At 69.5% G+C, this 17,405-nt stretch carries 18 protein-coding genes; 7 read left to right on the top strand and 11 right to left on the bottom strand.

Features of this window, described 5'->3' with window-relative positions; translation table 11 throughout:
- The first annotated feature begins 222 nt into the window (after positions 1-222).
- Positions 223-1,347, top strand: a complete 1,125-nt coding sequence (locus PH203_RS17245; RefSeq protein WP_289921299.1) for a beta-eliminating lyase-related protein — start codon at positions 223-225, stop codon at positions 1,345-1,347.
- Positions 1,348-1,394: 47 nt separating this feature from the next.
- On the opposite strand, the gene PH203_RS17250 is transcribed toward PH203_RS17245, so the two are convergent.
- The 5 genes from PH203_RS17250 to PH203_RS17270 form a co-directional block, all read right to left on the bottom strand.
- A complete protein-coding gene (locus PH203_RS17250) occupies positions 1,395-2,768 on the bottom strand; it encodes a metallopeptidase TldD-related protein (RefSeq protein ID WP_289920889.1) in 1,374 nt (457 codons plus the stop codon).
- Positions 2,765-4,057, bottom strand: coding sequence for an MFS transporter (locus PH203_RS17255; protein ID WP_289920891.1), 1,293 nt, complete (start codon positions 4,055-4,057; stop codon positions 2,765-2,767). Before PH203_RS17255 ends, PH203_RS17250 begins: the two co-directional genes overlap by 4 nt.
- 110 nt (positions 4,058-4,167) lie before the next feature.
- Positions 4,168-5,358 (bottom strand): ThiF family adenylyltransferase, encoded by a 1,191-nt coding sequence (locus PH203_RS17260; RefSeq protein WP_289920893.1) that lies wholly within the window; start codon positions 5,356-5,358, stop codon positions 4,168-4,170.
- Positions 5,355-6,263 carry an HEXXH motif-containing putative peptide modification protein gene (locus PH203_RS17265; protein ID WP_289920894.1) on the bottom strand — a complete coding sequence of 303 codons (909 nt, stop codon included), beginning with the start codon at positions 6,261-6,263 and terminating at the stop codon, positions 5,355-5,357. Before PH203_RS17265 ends, PH203_RS17260 begins: the two co-directional genes overlap by 4 nt.
- Positions 6,264-6,481: 218 nt before the next feature.
- The gene (locus tag PH203_RS17270) at positions 6,482-6,658 is read right to left on the bottom strand and encodes a hypothetical protein (protein WP_289920895.1); all 177 of its coding nucleotides are present in this window, start codon (positions 6,656-6,658) and stop codon (positions 6,482-6,484) included.
- 302 nt (positions 6,659-6,960) lie between these two features.
- Here PH203_RS17270 and PH203_RS17275 point away from each other — a divergent pair, with 302 nt between their 5' ends.
- The 3 genes from PH203_RS17275 (at position 6,961) to PH203_RS17285 (ending at position 8,257) form a co-directional block, all read left to right on the top strand.
- Positions 6,961-7,200, top strand: a complete 240-nt coding sequence (locus tag PH203_RS17275) for a helix-turn-helix transcriptional regulator (RefSeq protein ID WP_289920896.1) — start codon at positions 6,961-6,963, stop codon at positions 7,198-7,200.
- 97 nt (positions 7,201-7,297) lie between these two features.
- Positions 7,298-7,534, top strand: a complete 237-nt coding sequence (locus tag PH203_RS17280) for a DUF6458 family protein (RefSeq protein ID WP_289920898.1) — start codon at positions 7,298-7,300, stop codon at positions 7,532-7,534.
- A gap of 225 nt (positions 7,535-7,759) precedes the next feature.
- Positions 7,760-8,257 (top strand): LURP-one-related family protein, encoded by a 498-nt coding sequence (locus PH203_RS17285; protein ID WP_289920900.1) that lies wholly within the window; start codon positions 7,760-7,762, stop codon positions 8,255-8,257.
- Between the two features lie 3 nt (positions 8,258-8,260).
- Here the strand turns inward: PH203_RS17285 and PH203_RS17290 are convergent, their stop codons facing one another.
- Positions 8,261-9,082: a carbon-nitrogen family hydrolase gene (locus tag PH203_RS17290; RefSeq protein ID WP_289920902.1), complete on the bottom strand. Its 822-nt coding sequence runs from the start codon at positions 9,080-9,082 to the stop codon at positions 8,261-8,263.
- A 182-nt stretch (positions 9,083-9,264) separates the two neighbouring features.
- Between PH203_RS17290 and PH203_RS17295 the strand changes: the two genes are divergently transcribed.
- Positions 9,265-10,089, top strand: coding sequence for a maleylpyruvate isomerase family mycothiol-dependent enzyme (locus PH203_RS17295; RefSeq protein ID WP_289920905.1), 825 nt, complete (start codon positions 9,265-9,267; stop codon positions 10,087-10,089).
- A 483-nt stretch (positions 10,090-10,572) separates the two neighbouring features.
- Entirely contained in the window at positions 10,573-11,340 is a 768-nt protein-coding gene (locus PH203_RS17300) for a class I SAM-dependent methyltransferase (RefSeq protein ID WP_289920907.1), read from the top strand.
- A gap of 109 nt (positions 11,341-11,449) precedes the next feature.
- Here PH203_RS17300 and PH203_RS17305 read toward each other — a convergent pair whose 3' ends face one another.
- The gene (locus PH203_RS17305) at positions 11,450-12,766 is read right to left on the bottom strand and encodes an MFS transporter (RefSeq protein WP_289920909.1); all 1,317 of its coding nucleotides are present in this window, start codon (positions 12,764-12,766) and stop codon (positions 11,450-11,452) included.
- Positions 12,763-13,458: a GntR family transcriptional regulator gene (locus PH203_RS17310; RefSeq protein ID WP_289920911.1), complete on the bottom strand. Its 696-nt coding sequence runs from the start codon at positions 13,456-13,458 to the stop codon at positions 12,763-12,765. The genes PH203_RS17305 and PH203_RS17310 overlap by 4 nt, the downstream gene beginning before the upstream one ends.
- Before the next feature lie 208 nt (positions 13,459-13,666).
- Here PH203_RS17310 and PH203_RS17315 point away from each other — a divergent pair, with 208 nt between their 5' ends.
- The gene (locus tag PH203_RS17315) at positions 13,667-14,566 is read left to right on the top strand and encodes a serine hydrolase (RefSeq protein ID WP_289920913.1); all 900 of its coding nucleotides are present in this window, start codon (positions 13,667-13,669) and stop codon (positions 14,564-14,566) included.
- Positions 14,567-14,687: 121 nt separating this feature from the next.
- On the opposite strand, the gene PH203_RS17320 is transcribed toward PH203_RS17315, so the two are convergent.
- From PH203_RS17320 to PH203_RS17330, 3 genes are read right to left on the bottom strand one after another with little or no spacing between them, the layout of a single operon-like run.
- Positions 14,688-15,149: a GNAT family N-acetyltransferase gene (locus PH203_RS17320; RefSeq protein WP_289920914.1), complete on the bottom strand. Its 462-nt coding sequence runs from the start codon at positions 15,147-15,149 to the stop codon at positions 14,688-14,690.
- Positions 15,146-15,634: a hypothetical protein gene (locus PH203_RS17325; RefSeq protein ID WP_289920915.1), complete on the bottom strand. Its 489-nt coding sequence runs from the start codon at positions 15,632-15,634 to the stop codon at positions 15,146-15,148. The genes PH203_RS17320 and PH203_RS17325 overlap by 4 nt, the downstream gene beginning before the upstream one ends.
- 25 nt (positions 15,635-15,659) lie before the next feature.
- A complete protein-coding gene (locus PH203_RS17330; RefSeq protein ID WP_289920916.1) occupies positions 15,660-17,282 on the bottom strand; it encodes a protein kinase in 1,623 nt (540 codons plus the stop codon).
- Between the last annotated feature and the right edge of the window lie 123 nt (positions 17,283-17,405).

The raw sequence follows: 17,405 nt of genomic DNA on the forward strand, positions 1-17,405 counted from the left end.
TGCCGGGAAGGGAGACGTCACCTGGGGCCCCTGACTCGCCCGGGGGACTTCTCCCAGGTGCCGGTTGCCTCGCGGAGACGGCCCATGGATCAGCAAGAGAACCGATGTGAGCGGGCCGGTTGAGCCGGCGGTACCGGAGGTGACGTGATGAACGAAATGACCAAGGTCGGCGCCAGTGACGGGCAGGTGACCGCGGTGGCCGCCGGCGAAGAAGAGCCGGGCATGGAGACGCCCGAGAAGCGGACCGCGCCGGAAGCGAAGCGTCTTCTCGCCCGACCGTCGGCGACCATGTCGTTGGGAGAACGGCTCGCCGCGCTCGTCGAGCAGGCGCCGGGGGCTTATGACCTCTCCCTCTCCACCGATGTCTACGGCGACGGAGTCGTGTCCGAGGTGGAGAACCGGATCGCGAAGCTGTTGGGCAAGGAGGATGCGGCCTTCTTCCCGACCGGCACCATGGCACAGCAGATCGTCCTGCGATGCTGGGCGGAGCGCACCGGCAACAGATACGTCGCCCTCCATGCGCTGTCCCACCCCGAGGTCTTCGAGGCGGACGCCTTCCGCAGGGTGAGCAATCTGCACCCGCTGCGCCTGACGGGGGCCCCGCGCCAAGTGACCGGCGAGGAAGTCCTCTCCTGCCCGGAACCGTTCGGCACGCTGATGCTGGAACTGCCTCTGCGTGACGCCGGATATCTGCTGCCCACCTGGGACGAACTGGTGGAGGTCACCCAGGCGGCACGTGAGCGCAATGCTGTCGTGCACTTCGACGGGGCGCGGCTGTTCGAGTGCACCACGCACTTCGGACGCCCGCTGCAGGAGATCGCCTCCTTGGCCGACACCGTGTACGTCTCGCTCTACAAGTCGCTCGACGGGCTGTCCGGTGCCGTCGTGGCCGGCCCGAGCTCGCTCATCAAGGAGGCGAGGATCTGGCGCCACCGCTACGGAGGAAGAGTCTTCCATCAGTTCCCGGCAGCGCTGTCCGCGCTTGCCGGACTCGACCGTGAACTGCCGCGACTGCAGGAGTACGTCGGGCATGCGAAGGCGGTCGCGCGCGCCATGGCGCAGGGGTTCGAGGAGGCCGGGGTCGGGTGGTCCAGAGTGCAGCCCGAGGTGCCGCACATCCACCAGTTCCAGGTATGGCTTCCTTTCCCCGCCGAGAAGTTGAACGACGCGGCCGCCCGTCAGGTCGGGGAGAGCGGTGTCGCCGTGTTCCAGATGCCCTGGTGGGAACCGGGCATGCCACCGGGAGTCTCCGTCACAGAGGTGACCGTGAGCGAGGCCGGTCTCGACTGGGCGGCTGCCGAAGTACGTGACGCCGTCATCGACTTCGTCCGGCACATCGACCGATAGGAACCCGACGCCGGCGGGCGGCGGGCGGCTTCGAGTCCGTACGCCGGTCAGGGCCTCGTGGGGAAACCGTGTTCCAGTGTGGTCAGCGGGCCGGTGAGTACCGTGGGTGTGCTCGCACCGACGGGCAGCCGGCCGGAGGTGGCAAGGCAGTAGGCCGACCATGTCGCCATGGTGTCCGCGCCGCCCACGGCCTGGATCCCCAGGAGGACTTGGCGCGCCTCCGCAGTGACCCGGAACGGCGGTAGCCGCTGAAGACCGGAGTCCTGCACGTAGGTGGCGTCCTTGACCTCCAGCACGACTGTGCCGTCGCGGTGATCCAAAGAGCCTGCACCGAGCCGGTGGACACGGACGATCGGTGCGCGGGCGTTGCCCAGCGCACGGTCCAAGGTGACAGGGCAGGGCGCGGGCGTCAGTTCCAGGTGACTCATCCGGGGCTGGGGCATGCGCCGCGCGTCCTCGGCGCGCCATGGCCCGTGGGGGCAGTCCTCCAGCAACCCTGCGAGCAGCCCTGCGCTCAGCAGAGAGCGGCGGCGCGTGTCCGTCCCCAACAGGGTGTATCGATGCGAACCGAAACCAGCGTCGTGGCGCGGGTTGTCGTCAACGCTCAGCTGATGGTGTGCCACCTGCCGGCTTCGGTGCCGGGCCAGCAGTGACGGGCGCTGACGCGAGCTCTCCAGCAGGTGGCCGCACACCTCGTGCAGGAGTGCGCCTGCGCTGCCGTCGACCAGCAGCATCTGCACACGGGAAGGCACTGCTCGCCGCGGTGCTCCGGCCCGTTTCAACGCCTGTTCCACGCGCGCGCCCAGTTGGTCGATGTCGGGCAGGACATCGCCGCTCCAGGCAACGTCCACATCGGCCACCAGGGAATCTCCCCTCAGGACGTCGATGACGGCCGCTCCGGTGTGCACGGTCTCGCCCACAGGTGTCCGTCCTGCGGGAATCAGCAGTCGGCTTTCGGTGGTGACATGAGCCTGGGCGGCCACCTCGAAGCCGTCGAAGGACAGCTGTCCGAGGAGTTTCTCCACCAGCTCAGCCGGCTGCCGGTCAGGGTGGGGCCGGGTGACCAGCGCACTGCCGGGGGGAGGTGCGAGGGCAGGGGCGGGCCACGGGCGTCCGAGTCGTTCGGCGGCCAGACGCACGGCGTCACGGACGGCGTGAGACCCGCTGCCCCGGACGGCGGCGTAGCGAACTGCGCTCTCTTTCGGACCGGCGGATCCATCGAGCAGCAGGGCGGCGGTGGTTTCCTCGGCGTGGTCGCGGCCTGAGCCGATCCGCGAGGCTCCGCCCGAGCGGGTGCCCGCCGCGGTGGTGATCCGGTGGCTGCGCACGGTCACACAACCGTGGTCGTCCGGCTCTGCCGAGGTCGTGTCCCCGGTGCCCGAAGGGTCGAGGACACAGCTCGCGGTCGTCGTTGCGGTCACGGTGTGACTCCTGCGCAGTTCTCGACCGGCACGGAGGGCGGTACCGCCGCCTTTGCCCGGTGACGTCGCAAGGCGGGCACGAACGCTGTGGCAGCGACCAGGCTGGCCGCGATACCCACGGACCAGGCAGCCGTCGGAGTACCGACCGCGGCAATGGTCGCTCCCAGGATGGTGCCGCCCAGAGAGAAACCTCCGGTGATGGCCGACTCGACCAGCCCGTACACCGGTCCGGAGTCGGACTCCTTGACTTCCTCCGCGTAGGAGGTCCAGTACATCGGCTCCGGCAGGTTGGCGGCCACACCCACCAGGGCTGCGCATCCCAGGGCGAGTGGCAGGCTCGGGCTGGAGCCGAGCAGACCGAGGATCACGCCCATCGTGACGACGCTTGTGACGCACATCAGAAGTCGCCCCTGGCGAGCGATCGCACCACCGGCCAGGACCCCGAGCAGGGAACCGATTCCGATCGCGGTGGTCAACCAGCCGATCGCGCCGTCGCCCGCGTGCAGCCGGCTGCTGAGCGGAGGCAGGAGTACCAGTGCAGCGCCGGCGACGGTACATGCTGCGGCCTGGGTGATGAGGCAGGCGGTGACGACCGGCTGCTCCTTGAGTACCCGCGTCAGCGTGGCGAGGGTTCCCTCGCGGCGGCCGACGGCCGGCTCGGGCTGCGCCTGCTTCTGCGAGGCCGTGGATGTCGCGGCGGGTGTGGCAGTGCGGACGCCGGCCACGATGAGTGCCGACATGATGAAACTGATGGCGTCGACGACCAGGGAACCCACGTTGCCGAGGGTCGTCGCCATCACGGCTCCCGCCGCCGGGGCCGCGATCATGACGGTGGTGGCCGTCGCACCGATGACGGCGTTGAAGTCGGCGCGCTGCTCCGGAGCGATGGCGTCGCGCTGGAAGCGGCGCTCGGCCGGGGAATGGAAAGCGGCCAGGACCGCGCATCCCACGACGAGAGCCTCCAGCAGCCATACGGACTGGTGCGTGTGCGCGGCGGCCGCAGCCAGCAAGAGCAGCACGCAGCGGCCGAGATCGACGCTGATCATGAGGGTGCGCGGTGCCAGAACCATTCCCCAGCTGCCTGCCCAGGGTCCCAGGAGAGCGGGGATCAGGACCCGGGCGAGGCTGAACAGCGCCAGCGCCTGGGCCCCTCCGGCCTCGAAGACGAGTGCGCTCATCGCGACGAAGAGGACCCAGTCGCCGGCCTTGGAGATGGCGTCGGCGGCCAGCAGCCGTCGCGCATGGGGGAGATGTGCGATGTTGTTGTACTTCACCAGGGCGGTCTTCACAGGTGGCCTCGCTCTGTTTGCCTGGGCCGGTGGCACGGTGCCGCCCCTGGGCGTGGAGCCGTCCAGGGGCGGCACCGTGTCACCGGCACCGGATATCCGAGGGAGTGGGTTCAGGAGAGCGCGTGTGCGGCAGCTGTCGGGGCCGAGCACGCGCAGGCGGGATGCCCGGGGAACGGCTCGACCACCGTGTTCGGGTGCTGGTAGCGCAGAATGCCACCGGCCGAGGGAGGGATCGCGGCACCCGTCAGATGGAGCACGATCTCTGTCGTCATGAGATGTGAGACAGTCAGCGGCCCGGAGACGAAAGCCGGATATCGCCAGGACTGCTTCGCAGCCAGCGCATCGACGACCATGTCGTAGCGCTCGCCCAGCTCCTCGCGCAGCCTGTGTTCGAAGCAGCTGAAGCAGCCCGCTGATCCGGGCCGGTACATCGGCCCGACGGAGCCCGCGAAGGCACCGAGATAGGGCACCGCGCTCTCCTTGCAGGCGGTGTCGATCCACCGGTTGAGGGTGAAGCGGGGTGCGTCCGCGCAGACGGCCACGAAGTCAGCACCCTCGATGCACGTCTGGACGTCTTCAGGCTGGCTGACGTACTGCTGTATGACCCGGTACTGGGTGTACGGGGAGAACCGCTCGAGCTGTTCGACCAGGCAGTCCGCCTTGCTGAGGCCGTCCTGGCCGGGGTGGTAGAGGATCTGGCGCGTGAGGTTGGAGACCTCCACGGTGTCGCCGTCCACCAGAGTGAGTTGGCCGATGCCCGCCGCGGCCAGAGCGAGGGACAGCAGGCTCCCGGCCCCGCCCAGGCCGATCACGGTGACCGAGGCATTCCGCAGGCGCTCGAAGTAGTCCCAGTGTCCGTACGGTGTGGTGGACAGGGTGCCGAGCCACTCGATCTGTGTGGAGAACCGCTCCGTCAGGGCATCGTCCGCCCAGTCGGGGCGCTGGTCCTCGCGCAGCGGCACGAGGATGCCGGCCTTGGCGAGAGGCAGCAGGAGCCGTTCGATGCTCTCGACCGTCGCTGTGTCGGCGTGGCCGGTGAGGCGCTCGGCGACAGCCTGAAGTGTCGGCTTGCTTTCCTCGATCATCAGGAGGATCCGCCGCAGCGCATCGGAGGGCGCGGAGATCGCCCGGTGATCGGCGTAGGTGCTGTCGAAGAACAGCGATCCGTCGGCCAGTTCGAGCATCTCCCACTGGGTGCTGAACTGCCAACGCTGTCCTGGCCGGCCCAGGACGACCGTGCGCTCCGCTCTGGAGCGTCCGCTGATTCCCAAGCGGGGGCCCGTCACTGTCGCTGTTGTCATGACCGCACCTCCAGATCCGCGGCTTCACGCCGCGCGCAGGTTTCCAGGGCGGCCTTCAGGACCAGTCCGTCCTCGGTCCACTGAGCGGATTCGTTCAGGAGCGTCAGCGCCGCCTGCAGCGACTGCAGGGCGAAGGTGCGCCGCTCGCTGACGGGACAGCCGTCCAGCGGGCCGCCGGCGGGATGGCTGTGCTCGTAGCGACGAAGTCCTTCGGCGATGCGGCACATGACGAATGCGGCATGCAGGACACCGCGCAGTGGCCGCGGGTCGGGGCGCAGCGCATGGGTGCCCAGGGCGTCGGGGTTGTCGATGAAACGCGTGAACTGTTCCCGGAGAGAGAGGGCGTGATGTGCCGTCTCGTGCAGAAGCAGCTCGAACATGCGTAGCGGGTCGCCTGCCTCCTGCAGCTCGGCGTAGATGGCGCCGAAGGTGCTCTGCAGCGTCGCCGAGCGCACCGGGCCCTGCACGAAAACCAGGTACTCCACGAGTGTGTTGTGCTCGCTCCACGCTTCGGGCCAGGCCGAACGCAGCGCCAGACGGGCCAGTTCGAGCGAGCGTCGTACGTCGTGCGGCAGCACGGTGACCACGGAGCCGACGTTTTCGTCACCCCAGTCGAGGGAGTTCAGCACCTCCCGCAGCCCGTCCCGGAGCCACCGGGGATCGTGTGCGCCCGTGTAGACCGAAGTCGGAGCCGGCGAGCCGGCCCTTTCCAGCTGGCGTCTGGTCTCAGCCAGGTCGGCGTCACCGACGTCCTTGTACAGGAAGTGCACGGCAGCGGGCGTGAGCCGCCGGGTGTGTCGGACGAGGTCCTCCACCTCGGGCCGCTGAGCCTCACCGAGTTTGCTCGCCGCACGGCGGGCGAGGCTGCGGTGGAATATCGCCGCGAGTCGCACGGTCGCGGTCATTTCTATACCCACCGAGCACACTTGCTCGGCAAGTTCAGCGGGTATTGCCTTCACTGCTCCTCCAGCGTGATGTGCCTTTTCTCCTCCGGTGTCGCAGCACGCGAAGAGCTGGGGGCGGGACCCTGAGGTCCCGCCCCGATGCGGCTGCCTGTCGTCCGGATATCCGGAACCGCGGAAGAGGAGGTTTCCACCGTCTCCACGTCCGCGCCGAGATCGGGCTAGAGAGCGCGCGGCTCGCCGAAGGTGAAGGAGGTGTCCGCCGTCTCCAGCTCGACCTCCGTGTCGAGGTCGAGCGCGAGGGCACGCGGCTCGCCGAAGGTGAAGGAGGTGTCCGCCGTCTCCAGCTCGATCTCCGCGCCGAGGTCGGTGTTCACGGGGGCGATGTTCTCAGACATTTTCGATCTCCTCTCGTGGCCCGCTGTTCGGGCCTGAGAAGATCCTGCGCCACGCGGCAGCGCCGAACTAGTCACAAACTTTCATGACTTGACGCAACGCCACTTCGCATCTATAAGAGCCGGCTACTTGCCTGCCAGCAGAGGTGGACGGCTTATGCCATTGCATAAGCCGTCCACCTCAGAGCTATTCCGTCCGCCCCGGCGAACTGCGAGGTTGCAGATAAGCAGCAGAGCCTGTTCACCGGACATGCTTTACCCCTTACTCCCGGAGTCGGCTCAATCGCCTGTCAACGGAGGAATGCATGAACACAGTTGCGTTTTCGCCCAGCCGGACGGACGCTCCGACCGACGACGTCGGCCTGTCCCCGCGCGAACTGCAGGTTCTTCGTCACATAGCGTCGGGACACACCAGCCAGCAGACGTCGCGCCGGTTGGGGATCAGCCCCAGCACTGTCGAGACGTACCTGATCCGACTGCGGACAAAACTGGATGCTCCGACTCGTGCCCATCTCATCAGGGCCGCGGTCCGGTTGGGCCTCTAGCCGCGAACGCGCAGCTCGTGAGGAGTGGGTAGTTCGTGAGGAGTGGGTACCCGGCGTCCGGACCGGAACGACCGGACCGGACAGGGAGGCGACACTCATGGGCCTCGGCGGATGCATCATCCTCATCGCCGCGGGAGCCATCCTCACGTTCGCGACCGACTGGGAGATGCAAGGCGTCAACCTCGACCTGGTCGGCGTCATCTTCATGATCGTCGGGCTGATCGGCGTGGCGACGTTCAGCAGCATCGCCAGGCGCCGGCGCGTGGTGGTACCGCCCAACTCGCCGGTCATCGACGAGGGGCGGCACACCGGACGCGACGGTTACGGCGCCTGATCACCGGCATCGTCCACACCGGCGTGCGAAGGACGGGGGCGGCCGGTCGGTCCCACCGCGGTGAGACGGACCGGCACCCCCCAGTCCTGCTGTCCTGCTGTCCTGCTGTCCTGCTGTCCTGCCGGCCTGCCGGCCTGCCGGTGGACATGGCAGGCCGGGTACGCGTCGGCGACGAATCCATGGCGACCCGTGATGATCTCCACCCCACAGGGAAGCCGTACCGGCATGAGATTCCTCGTACGCGACCGGCTCCTCGGCTTCGGTGACGACTACTGGATCGAGGACGACAACGGCAACAAGGTGTTCCTCGTCGACGGCAAGGCCATGCGGCTCAGGGACACCTTCGAGCTGAAGGACACGCGCGGGCGCGTCCTGATCGACATCCGCCAGAAGATGTTCGCCCTGCGGGACACGATGGTGATCGAACGGGACGGCGAACCGCTGGCCACCGTCAAGCGCAAACGCCTGTCCCTCCTGCGCAACCACTACCGCGTCGCCCTCGCCGACGGCAGCACCGAACTCGACGTCAGCGGCCGGATCCTGGACCGCGAGTTCGCCATCGAGTACGACGGCGAACTGCTCGCCGTCGCCTCCCGGCGCTGGCTGCACGTCAGAGAGACCTACGGCGTCGACGTCGTACGGGAGGACGCGGACCCGGCGCTGCTGATCGCGGTGACGGTGTGCGTGATCCACCTGGCGGACAAGGAGCGCGAGTCGGACTGAGACCTACGGCCGGCGGGGGACGTCGAGCCCCAGCACACGGTCCTTCAGCGCCGGGAACTGCTCGCGTGTCACGGCCACCTTCCCGGGGTCGAACTCGACGGTGAGGACCTCCTCGCCGGCCCCGGCCTCCGCCAGCACCTCGCCCCACGGATCGACCACGATCGAGTGACCGGCCTGCGGAACTCCCGCATGTGTCCCGGCCGTTCCACACGCGAGCACATACGCCTGGTTCTCGACCGCCCGCGCCCGGGCCAGCAGCGTCCAGTGCGCCCGGCGGCGCTCCGGCCAGCCCGCGGGGATCACAAGGGTCTCGGCGCCGGCGTCGACGAGGCCGCGGAAGAGTTCGGGGAAACGGAGGTCGTAGCAGGTGGCGAGACCGAGAGTGGTCTCGGGCAGCCGGACCGTCACCAGATCCCGGCCGGCGCCCATCAGCACGGCCTCGCCCTTGTCGAAGCCGAAGCGGTGGATCTTGCGGTAGGCGGCGATCAGATCGCCGGAGGGGGAGAAGACGAGAGAGGTGTTGTAGAGGGAACCATCGCCCGTGGCGGAGCCGCCGTCGGATGCCGCCCGCTCGGGAATCGACCCCGCGTGCAACCACACGCCCGCGTCACTCGCGGCCTTCGCCATGGCCTCGTACGTCGGCCCGTCGAGCGGCTCGGCCTCACTGCCGAACCCCTCGTACGCGAACGCGCCCGTGGTCCACAGCTCCGGCAGCACGACCAGATCGGCCCCGGCCTGATCCCGTACGAGCGAGGCCATTCGCCGTCGGCGCGATTCGACCGATTCGCCCTCACTTACGGCGATCTGGATCAACGAGGCGCGCACACTACCACCGTCCTGGCATTCGAGCCGTTCACACGGGCCTACGATCGTCACACGAAAGCACTGCCGGGGTGCCTCACAGCAGCGTAACTTAGCGTTCCAAGACACCCGCCGACAGCCACCACCTCCCACTGGCAACGCCGCCAACACCAGCCCGTGCTCCGACCGCCGAGGGGTCCCGTTCCGTGAGTCTGCATCCCACCCTCCAGCCCTACGCCGACGCCTGGACCCACTCCATCGAAGCGATATCCGAGCTGGTGGGGCCGCTTGTGGAGGGAGAGTGGAACCGGCGCACACCCTGTCCCGGCTGGTCGGTCCGTGACGTGGTCTCCCATGTCATCGGACTGGACTGCGAGATGCTCGGCGACCCGCGGCCCATCCACACCCTGCCGCGCGACCTCTACCACGTGACCAACGACCACCAGCGGTACATGGAGATGCAGGTCGACGTCCGCCGCCACCACACCGCGCCGGAGATGACCTCCGAGCTGGAGTACGTGATCATCCGCCGCAACCGCCAGCTGCGGAACGAGTCGCGCGACCCCGGCACGAAGGTCCGCGGTCCCCTCGGCAGCGAACTGACTCTCGAAGAGTCCATGCGCAAGCACGCCTTCGACGTCTGGGTCCACGAACAGGACCTCCGCGCCGCCCTCGGCCGCCCCGGCAACCTCGACTCCCCGGGCGCCCCCATCGCCCGGGACGTCCTCCTCGCCGAACTCCCCGCGATAGTCGCCGAGAAGGCCGACGCCCCGCGCAGCTCTGCCATCGTCTTCGACGTCCACGGCCCGATCGAGTTCCTCCGCACCATCCGCGTCGACATCCAGGGCCGCGGCACCCTCGAAACCGCCCCCGCCCTCGGCCCGGCCGCCACCCTCACCCTCGACTGGGAAACCTACGTCCGCCTCTCCTGCGGCCGCGTCCCCCTCGACACGGTCGCAGACCGAGTAAAGGCAGAGGGCGACCCAACCCTGACAAAGGCGATCCTGCGCAACTTCACGGTCACGCAGTAACGCGGTGGCGGTGGGGGTGAGTTGAGCGGGGCGAGGCCTGAGGGGGCACGCTCCGACGGGCCGCGGTCTGAGAGGGCACGGCCTGAAAGCCGGGGCGCCGCCTGAGGAGGGCGCGGCTTTAGAGCGGGGCGCGTTCTGAGAGGACGCGGTCGGGGAGCGGGCCGCGACGAGAGCGGGGCGCGGTCTTGAGAGCCGGGTGGGTCACCGGGTGCCGTGACGCGGGTTTGCGGGCGGTCCGGCCTGCGCTCGCAGCCACCCACCGAGCCTGCGGGCATTCGTGCCGCCTAGGGCGGCACGGGTGGGCCCTGGGGGTCCCCCTCTGGGGGAGGCACCCCGTCCCGCCGGGCTGCGCACCCACCCCGCCCCAGCCCTCACCCCGCCCCCACCCCGGGCAACCAGTCACCCCCGGGCAACGCACACCCCACCCCCACCCGCCCGAATACTCCCTGTCCCCCACCCCCCACACCGCGCTACCGTCCGCCCATGACCGAACTCGACACCACACCCCCACCCCGCCTCACCCGCCTCACCTTCCACAGCCCCCTCTCCACCCCCCGCGCGAACGCGATCGTCCACCGCCTCGCCACCGCCACCCCCACCACGGTTCTGGACATCGGCTGCGGCTGGGGCGAGCTGATGCTGCGAGTCCTGGAGGCCGTACCCGAGGCACACGGCGTAGGCGTGGACATCAAGGCCGAAGACCTGGACCGGGGACGGCACAACGCCAAGGCACGGGGCCTGTCCCAGCGCGTCGAGTTCGTCGAGGAGTCGGCCACCGGCACCACCAGGGCCCCGGCCGACCTCGTCCTGTGCGTAGGCGCGGCCCAGGCCCTGAGCGACGCCACCCCACCGCACCACACCGCCGAGGCCCTCCGCGAACTGCGCCGCCTGGTCAACGACGGCGGCCGCGTCCTGCTCGGCGAAGGCTTCTGGCACCGCACCCCCACCCCCACCGAGCTCGCCAGGATGTGGCCCGGCGCCGAAGCAGGCGAGCACTACGATCTCGCGACCCTCGTGGACCTCACCGTGGAGGCGGGTTTCCGCCCGGAGTGGACGGAGACGGCGACCGTCGAGGAGTGGGAGGAGTTCGAGTCGGCGTACCAGGCGGACACCGAGGTGTGGCTGGCCGACAACCCGAAGCACCCGCTGGCGGAGGAGACCCGGGAACGTCTGGACCGCCACCGCGCCCAGTGGATGGGCTACCGAGGCATCCTGGGCCTGGCCTACCTGACCCTGGTCCCGATCCGCTGACCCGACCAGACCGGACCTGACCCGACCCGGCCGAGCCCCCGGACCCGGCTGGGTCACCCAGGCCGCCCTGAGCCGCCGCCCTGAGCCGCCCTAAGCCACCCCACACGCCCTACGCCGGAACATGCACCGTCTCCACCCGGCTCGCCACCAACCGCTCCCGCTCCCGGCGGATCGCCCGCCTCCGCAACCGCAGGATCTGGCTCACCCCCAGCGCCTGCAGCACGAACACCGCGGAGAAGGCGATCCGGTAGTTGTCACCGGTCGCGTCCAGCAGCACCCCGACCGCGAACAACGTCGTCATCGAGGCCATGAACCCACCCATGTTGGTGATCCCGGACGCGGTCCCCTGCCGCTCCGGCGGATTCGCCGGCCGAGCGAAGTCGAACCCGATCATCGAGGCCGGCCCGCACGCCCCCAGCACCGTGCACAGCACCACGAGCAGCCACATCGGCGCATGCTCGCCCGGGTACGCCAGCGTCACCGCCCACAGCAGCCCCGTCGCCCCCACGGTCCCGAGCGCCAGCGGCAGCCGCGCCTCGTGGTGCCGGGCGACGACCTGGCCGTAGACGAGCCCGACCACCATGTTGGAGAGCACGACGAGGGTCAGCAGCTCACCGGCGGTCGCCCGCGACAGCCCCTGCGCCTCGACCAGGAACGGCAGCCCCCACAGCAGCAGGAACACCATCGCCGGGAACTGGGTCGTGAAGTGCACCCACAGCCCCAGCCGAGTCCCCGGCTCCCGCCAGGACGCGGCGATCTGACGTCGTACGTAGGCCGCCCCCTGGTGCGGGAAGGGCTCCGGCTCGTGTCCCTCGGGATGGTCCTTGAGGAAGAGCAGCAGCAGGACCAGTACGACCACCCCCGCGAGCGCGCTGCCCGCGAAGGCCGCCGTCCAGCCGATGCCGTGCAGCAGCCGGGCGAGGACGAGCGTGGAGACCAGGTTGCCCGCCATGCCGGCCAGCCCCGCGAGCTGCGCGATCATCGGGCCGCGCCGGGCGGGGAACCAGCGTGTGCCGAGCCGCAACACGCTGATGAAGGTCATCGCGTCGCCGCAGCCCAGCAGCGCGCGCGAGGCGAGGGCCATGCCGTACGAGGGGGAGAAGGCGAACCCGAGCTGTCCGGCCGTGAACAGCACGACCCCCATGGCCAGCACCTTCTTGGTGCCGAGCCGGTCGACGAGCAGGCCCACGGGTATCTGCATGCCCGCGTACACGAGCAGCTGCAGGATCGAGAACGTCGACAGCGCGGAGGCGTTGACGTGGAAGCGGTCGGCGGCGTCGAGGCCGGCCACCCCCAGCGACGTACGGAAGATCACGGCGACGAAGTAGACGGAGACGCCGATCCCCCAGACGGCGAGGGCCCGCCGCCCGCCGGGAGGATCCCCCGGCAGGACCGCGCCACGGCTACTGCCGGTGCTGCCGCTCATCGGACCTCGCCCCGGGCCAGGTGCGAGAACCACTCCACATGCCCGTGGACGATCCCGACGACCGCCTCCGCGTCCCCGGCGCGCAGCGCGTCGAGGATCTGCTCGTGTTCGACGAGGGTCTTGGTGATGCGGTCGGGGTGGGCGTGCATGACGGCGACGCCCATCCGCAGCTGCCGGTCGCGCAGCTGGTCGTAGAGGCGGGAGAGGATCTCGTTGCCCCCGCTGCGCACGATCTCGGCGTGGAAGCAGCGGTCGGTGACGGCGGCGCCGGCCAGGTCCCCGGCGGCGGCCTGTTCCTTCTGCTGGGCGAGGAGCTCCTCAAGGCGCGCGATGAGCTGCGGAGACGCCGGTACGGCCTTCCGCGCGGCGTGCTCCTCGACAAGCTGGCGGGTCTCCACCACGTCGGCGATCTCCTGCGCGGAGACCGGCAGGACCAGGGCGCCCTTCTTCGGGTAGAGCTTGATCAGCCCCTCCACCTGGAGCCGCAGCAGCGCCTCGCGCACGGGCGTCCGCGAGACCCCCACGGCCTCGGCGAGCTCGCCCTCGGTGAGCAGGATCCCGCCCTCGTAGCGGCGCTCCAGCACCCCCTGCTTGACGTGGTCGTAGACGCGGTCGGCGGCGGGTGGCTGCTTGACGGGAGCGGGGTGGACGGCCGGGCCGACCGAGGGGGCCGGGGAGGGAGCTGAGGGCATGCGCACATCATAGATACAACACGTACGCATGACAGGGGCCGTCCACGATCCGGACTTCAGGAGCCCCATCCATGGCGCACAGCCACACCCGGCCCAGAAGCCGCGCAACCATCCGTGCTAAATACGTGTCTCACATGTGCGGCCCTATCTTCCTCCCGTCCAACTCGGCCGCATTTCAGGGGCATTCGACGTATTCGGGGTATTTCAGTTGATAACCGCCACCAAGGGCTTCCGCTTCCGCAGGGCCGCAGCCGTCGCCGTGACGACCGGCGCAGTGCTCGCGACCGGAGCTCTCACCGCGGCACCCGCGCAGGCTGTCACCGCGCCCACCATCACCGCCAAGAGCGGCTTCCTGATGAACAGCGCCACGGGCACGACCCTCTTCAGCAAGACCGCGAACACGCACCGTCTCACCGCGTCGACCACGAAGATAATGACCGCGAAGGTCGTGCTGACGCAGTCGAACCTGAACCTGGACGCCAAGGTCACGATCAAGAAGGCGTACAGCGACTACATCGTCTCCAAGGGCGCCTCGTCCGCGAAGCTGATCGTCGGCGACAAGGTCACCGTCCGTCAGCTGCTCTACGGGATGATGCTGCCGTCCGGCTGTGACGCCGCGATGGCGCTGGCCGACAAGTTCGGCACGGGCACGACGGTCGCGGCCCGTACCAAGAACTTCATCGCCAAGATGAACAAGAAGGCCGATCAGCTCGGCATGACGAACACGCACTTCGACTCGTTCGACGGCATCAGCAACGGCTCGAACTACTCGACGGCGAAGGACCTCACGCTGCTCGCCCGCAGCGCGATGAAGCACTCCGCCTTCAAGTCGGTCGTGAAGACCAAGTCGTACACGGCGAAGACGATCACCAAGACCGGGTCCACCCGCACGATGGCGGCCTGGAAGAACACCAACACCCTGCTCGGCTGGAACGGCACGCTCGGCGTGAAGACCGGCTCCGGCACCGAGGCCAAGTACTGCCTGGTCTTCGCCGCCACGCTCAACGGCGAGTCGGTGATGGGCGCCGTCCTCACGGCCTCCTCGGCGGACAACCGCACGGCGGACGTGAAGAAGCTCATCAACTACGGCTACGCGAAGATCAGCTGACGCGCGGCACGAAAGCGGCATGAAAGGAGGGGGGCTGCGGCGGCAGGCCCCCCTCCTTTCATGCGAGGGCTTTCATACGAGGGCTTTCGTGCGAGGGCCCTCAAGCGAGGGCGCCAGGGCGTCAGTCGACCGGCAGGGAGAAGCGCCGCTTGTCCTTCGCCACGGCCCCGATCCGCTCGTAGAAGCGGATGGCCCCGTCGTTCCACGCGGGCGTCTGCCACTCCACATGCCCCAGCCCGAGGGCCCGCGCCTCGTCGCGTACGGCGTTCATGAGCGCCTCCCCGATGCCGAGCCCGCGATGGCCGTCCCGCAGGAACAGACAGTCCATGTGCAGATACTCGGCCCCGTCCCAGGTGGACACCTCGGCGGAACAGGTGGCGTATCCGAGGACGCGCCCGTCCGACTCCGCGACGAAACAGCGCAGCCGGGGCTCGGAACTCCCGAACAGCAGCCGCTCCAGGCGCCCTTCGAGCCCGGCGGCGGGCGGATCGGCCTTCTCATAGGCGGCGTGCTCGCCGATGAGCGCGACGACCTCCGCCAGATCCCCGACCCGGGCCGGCCGCACCACGGGGCGACGGCTCACCGGACCTCACCCTCCAGCACATCCGCGGACCAGGCCGCGAGCCGCTCGCCGATCTCCCCGTCCCCGTCCAGCACATGCCGCACCCAGGCGTCCCGCTCGTACGCGAACACCGCCGCCTCCCACACGCACGGAGCCAGCCCCTGCCGCCCGGGCCGCAGCCCCTCCGGCCCACCGACGGGGCCGACGAAGACCGCGAGATCGGACATGTCCCCCTCGATCCAGGTGTGCACGAGGACGTAGTCACCGTCCCCGCCCGCGTGCACGAGCAGCACGGCGACCCCGAGCGAGCCACGGAGCGCGGCGCCGGCGAGATGCGCCTCGGCGATGGAGAGCCCGGCCGCGACGTCCTCTACCGCCCGCCCGGGCGCCTCGATCCCGTACGCCTTCACCAGGTGTCCGGCGACCTCGTGCACCCCGAACGGCCGCACGGCCCGGGCGTGGTGGGTGTCGGCGAGCACCTTCAGCGCGACCTCGTCGACTGCCATGGCGTTCCTCCGGCTCGTCCCTCCGTCAACTGGCGGGCAGACCCGTCGAGACGCCGAACTCCATGTCCGGCGGCTCCTTCGGGTCGAAGTCCGTGCCGGCCGTGGGGAACTGGTTCATGACCGTCCCCTGGCCGTACGTGTTCTCCGGATAGTCCTTGTCGGTGTATTTCCAGCCCGCGGCCTGGAGGCACTTGAGAACCGAATCCCAGTTCTTGAACTGGAAGTCCGGCATCTCCACCTTGTCGGGGTCGTTGTACGACTCCCGCGGCTCGGTGCACTCGGTCGTCTCCACCGTGCGGCCCGCGTCGCCGGTCCGGTAGCCCGACGGCGTCGAGGACGTGCTCGCGCTGCCGCCGCCCTTGGCGTCGTCGTCCGTCCCGCCGCCGTTCAGCGTCAGTGCCGCGATCAGACCGCCCACGGCCACGACGGACACGATGATCGAGCCGAGGATCACCGGCCGGTTGCCCCTGCCGCCGCCACCGCCCGAGGCGGGCGCGTGCTGGGGCGTGATGTTGTACGGCGGAGGAGTGGACGCATACGCGTTCGGCGCCGGCGTCGGCGCCTGGTAGCCGCCCTGCTGCGGGTAGCCGTACGCCGGAGACGGCGGCGGCGTCGGGGTGCCGTACGGGTTCGGGGCCGGCTGGTACGGGGTCTGGACCGGGCCCGCCGGCGCCGGCGTCGCCTGGTCGACCGGCGGGAACACCGCGGAGCCCACGCCCGCGCCGCTCGACGTCTGCGCGCCGGGCACGATGCTCGGCGCCGCCGCCTGGAAGGAAGCGGCCACGCGCAGGCACTCGTCGCGCATGGAGTCGGCGCTGGGGAAGCGCTCGTTCGGGTTCTTCTTGAGGGCGCGGGCGATCAGCGCGTCGACGGCCGGCGGCAGCGATCTGTTGATCGACGAGGCCGCCACGGGCTCTTCCTGCACATGCGCGTACGCGATCGCCAGCGGCGAGTCCGCGTCGAACGGCAGCCGCCCGGTGACCAGTTGGAACAGCATGATGCCGACCGAGTAGAGGTCGGAGCGGGCGTCCACACCGCGGCCGAGGGCCTGCTCGGGGGAGAGGTACTGGGGGGTGCCGACGACCATGCCGGTCTGCGTCATCGACGTCACGCCCGACTGCATGGCGCGCGCGATGCCGAAGTCCATGACCTTGACCACGCCGCGCTTGGTCATCATCACGTTGCCGGGCTTGATGTCGCGGTGGACCAGGCCCATCTCGTGGCTGATCTCCAGCGCCGCCAGCACATCCGCGGTGATCTTCAGCGCCTTGTCGGCGGGCATCGCGCCGTACTGCCGTACGTCCTCGTCGAGCACCGAGCCGAGCGGGCGGCCCTCGACGTACTCCATGACGATGTACGGCATCGTCGTGCCGTCGAGGGTGTCCTCGCCGGTGTCGAAGACCGAGACGATGTTGGTGTGCGTGAGCTTGGCCACGGCCTGGGCCTCGCGGCGGAAGCGCTCGCGGAAGGCCTGCTCGCGGCCCAGCTCGGTGTGCAGCGTCTTGATCGCGACGGGGCGGTCGAGCACGGTGTCGTGCGCGAGGTGCACCGAGGCCATGCCGCCCTCGCCGAGCAAGTCGCGCAGCTGATAGCGGTTGTTGGCGATCGCCCGCCCCGCGTACCGGCCGTGTGCGCCGTCCTGGCTCATGTTCCGTGTCCCCCATCGGCCATCAGGCGCCGGCCCGACTGTCGTTGATCGAATGGCTCATTCCCGGCCAAGTCTGCCCCACGGCACTGACAGGTCAAGCCGGGTGCCCGTTCCGTGACCGTA

The sequence above is a fragment of the Streptomyces sp. S.PB5 genome (genome assembly GCF_030403745.1).
GTDB lineage: Bacteria > Actinomycetota > Actinomycetes > Streptomycetales > Streptomycetaceae > Streptomyces.

Bases quoted from the DNA above. Each gene is read 5' to 3' on its own strand.
- PH203_RS17245 (WP_289921299.1), top strand. From the start codon at position 223: ATGGAGACGCCCGAGAAGCGGACCGCGCCGGAAGCGAAGCGTCTTCTC.
- PH203_RS17260 (WP_289920893.1), bottom strand. From the start codon at position 5,358: ATGACAACAGCGACAGTGACGGGCCCCCGCTTGGGAATCAGCGGACGC.
- PH203_RS17265 (WP_289920894.1), bottom strand. From the start codon at position 6,263: ATGACCGCGACCGTGCGACTCGCGGCGATATTCCACCGCAGCCTCGCC.
- PH203_RS17270 (WP_289920895.1), bottom strand. From the start codon at position 6,658: ATGTCTGAGAACATCGCCCCCGTGAACACCGACCTCGGCGCGGAGATC.
- PH203_RS17275 (WP_289920896.1), top strand. From the start codon at position 6,961: ATGAACACAGTTGCGTTTTCGCCCAGCCGGACGGACGCTCCGACCGAC.
- PH203_RS17280 (WP_289920898.1), top strand. From the start codon at position 7,298: ATGGGCCTCGGCGGATGCATCATCCTCATCGCCGCGGGAGCCATCCTC.
- PH203_RS17285 (WP_289920900.1), top strand. From the start codon at position 7,760: ATGAGATTCCTCGTACGCGACCGGCTCCTCGGCTTCGGTGACGACTAC.
- PH203_RS17300 (WP_289920907.1), top strand. From the start codon at position 10,573: ATGACCGAACTCGACACCACACCCCCACCCCGCCTCACCCGCCTCACC.
- PH203_RS17305 (WP_289920909.1), bottom strand. From the start codon at position 12,766: ATGAGCGGCAGCACCGGCAGTAGCCGTGGCGCGGTCCTGCCGGGGGAT.
- PH203_RS17310 (WP_289920911.1), bottom strand. From the start codon at position 13,458: ATGCCCTCAGCTCCCTCCCCGGCCCCCTCGGTCGGCCCGGCCGTCCAC.
- PH203_RS17325 (WP_289920915.1), bottom strand. From the start codon at position 15,634: ATGGCAGTCGACGAGGTCGCGCTGAAGGTGCTCGCCGACACCCACCAC.
- PH203_RS17330 (WP_289920916.1), bottom strand. From the start codon at position 17,282: ATGAGCCAGGACGGCGCACACGGCCGGTACGCGGGGCGGGCGATCGCC.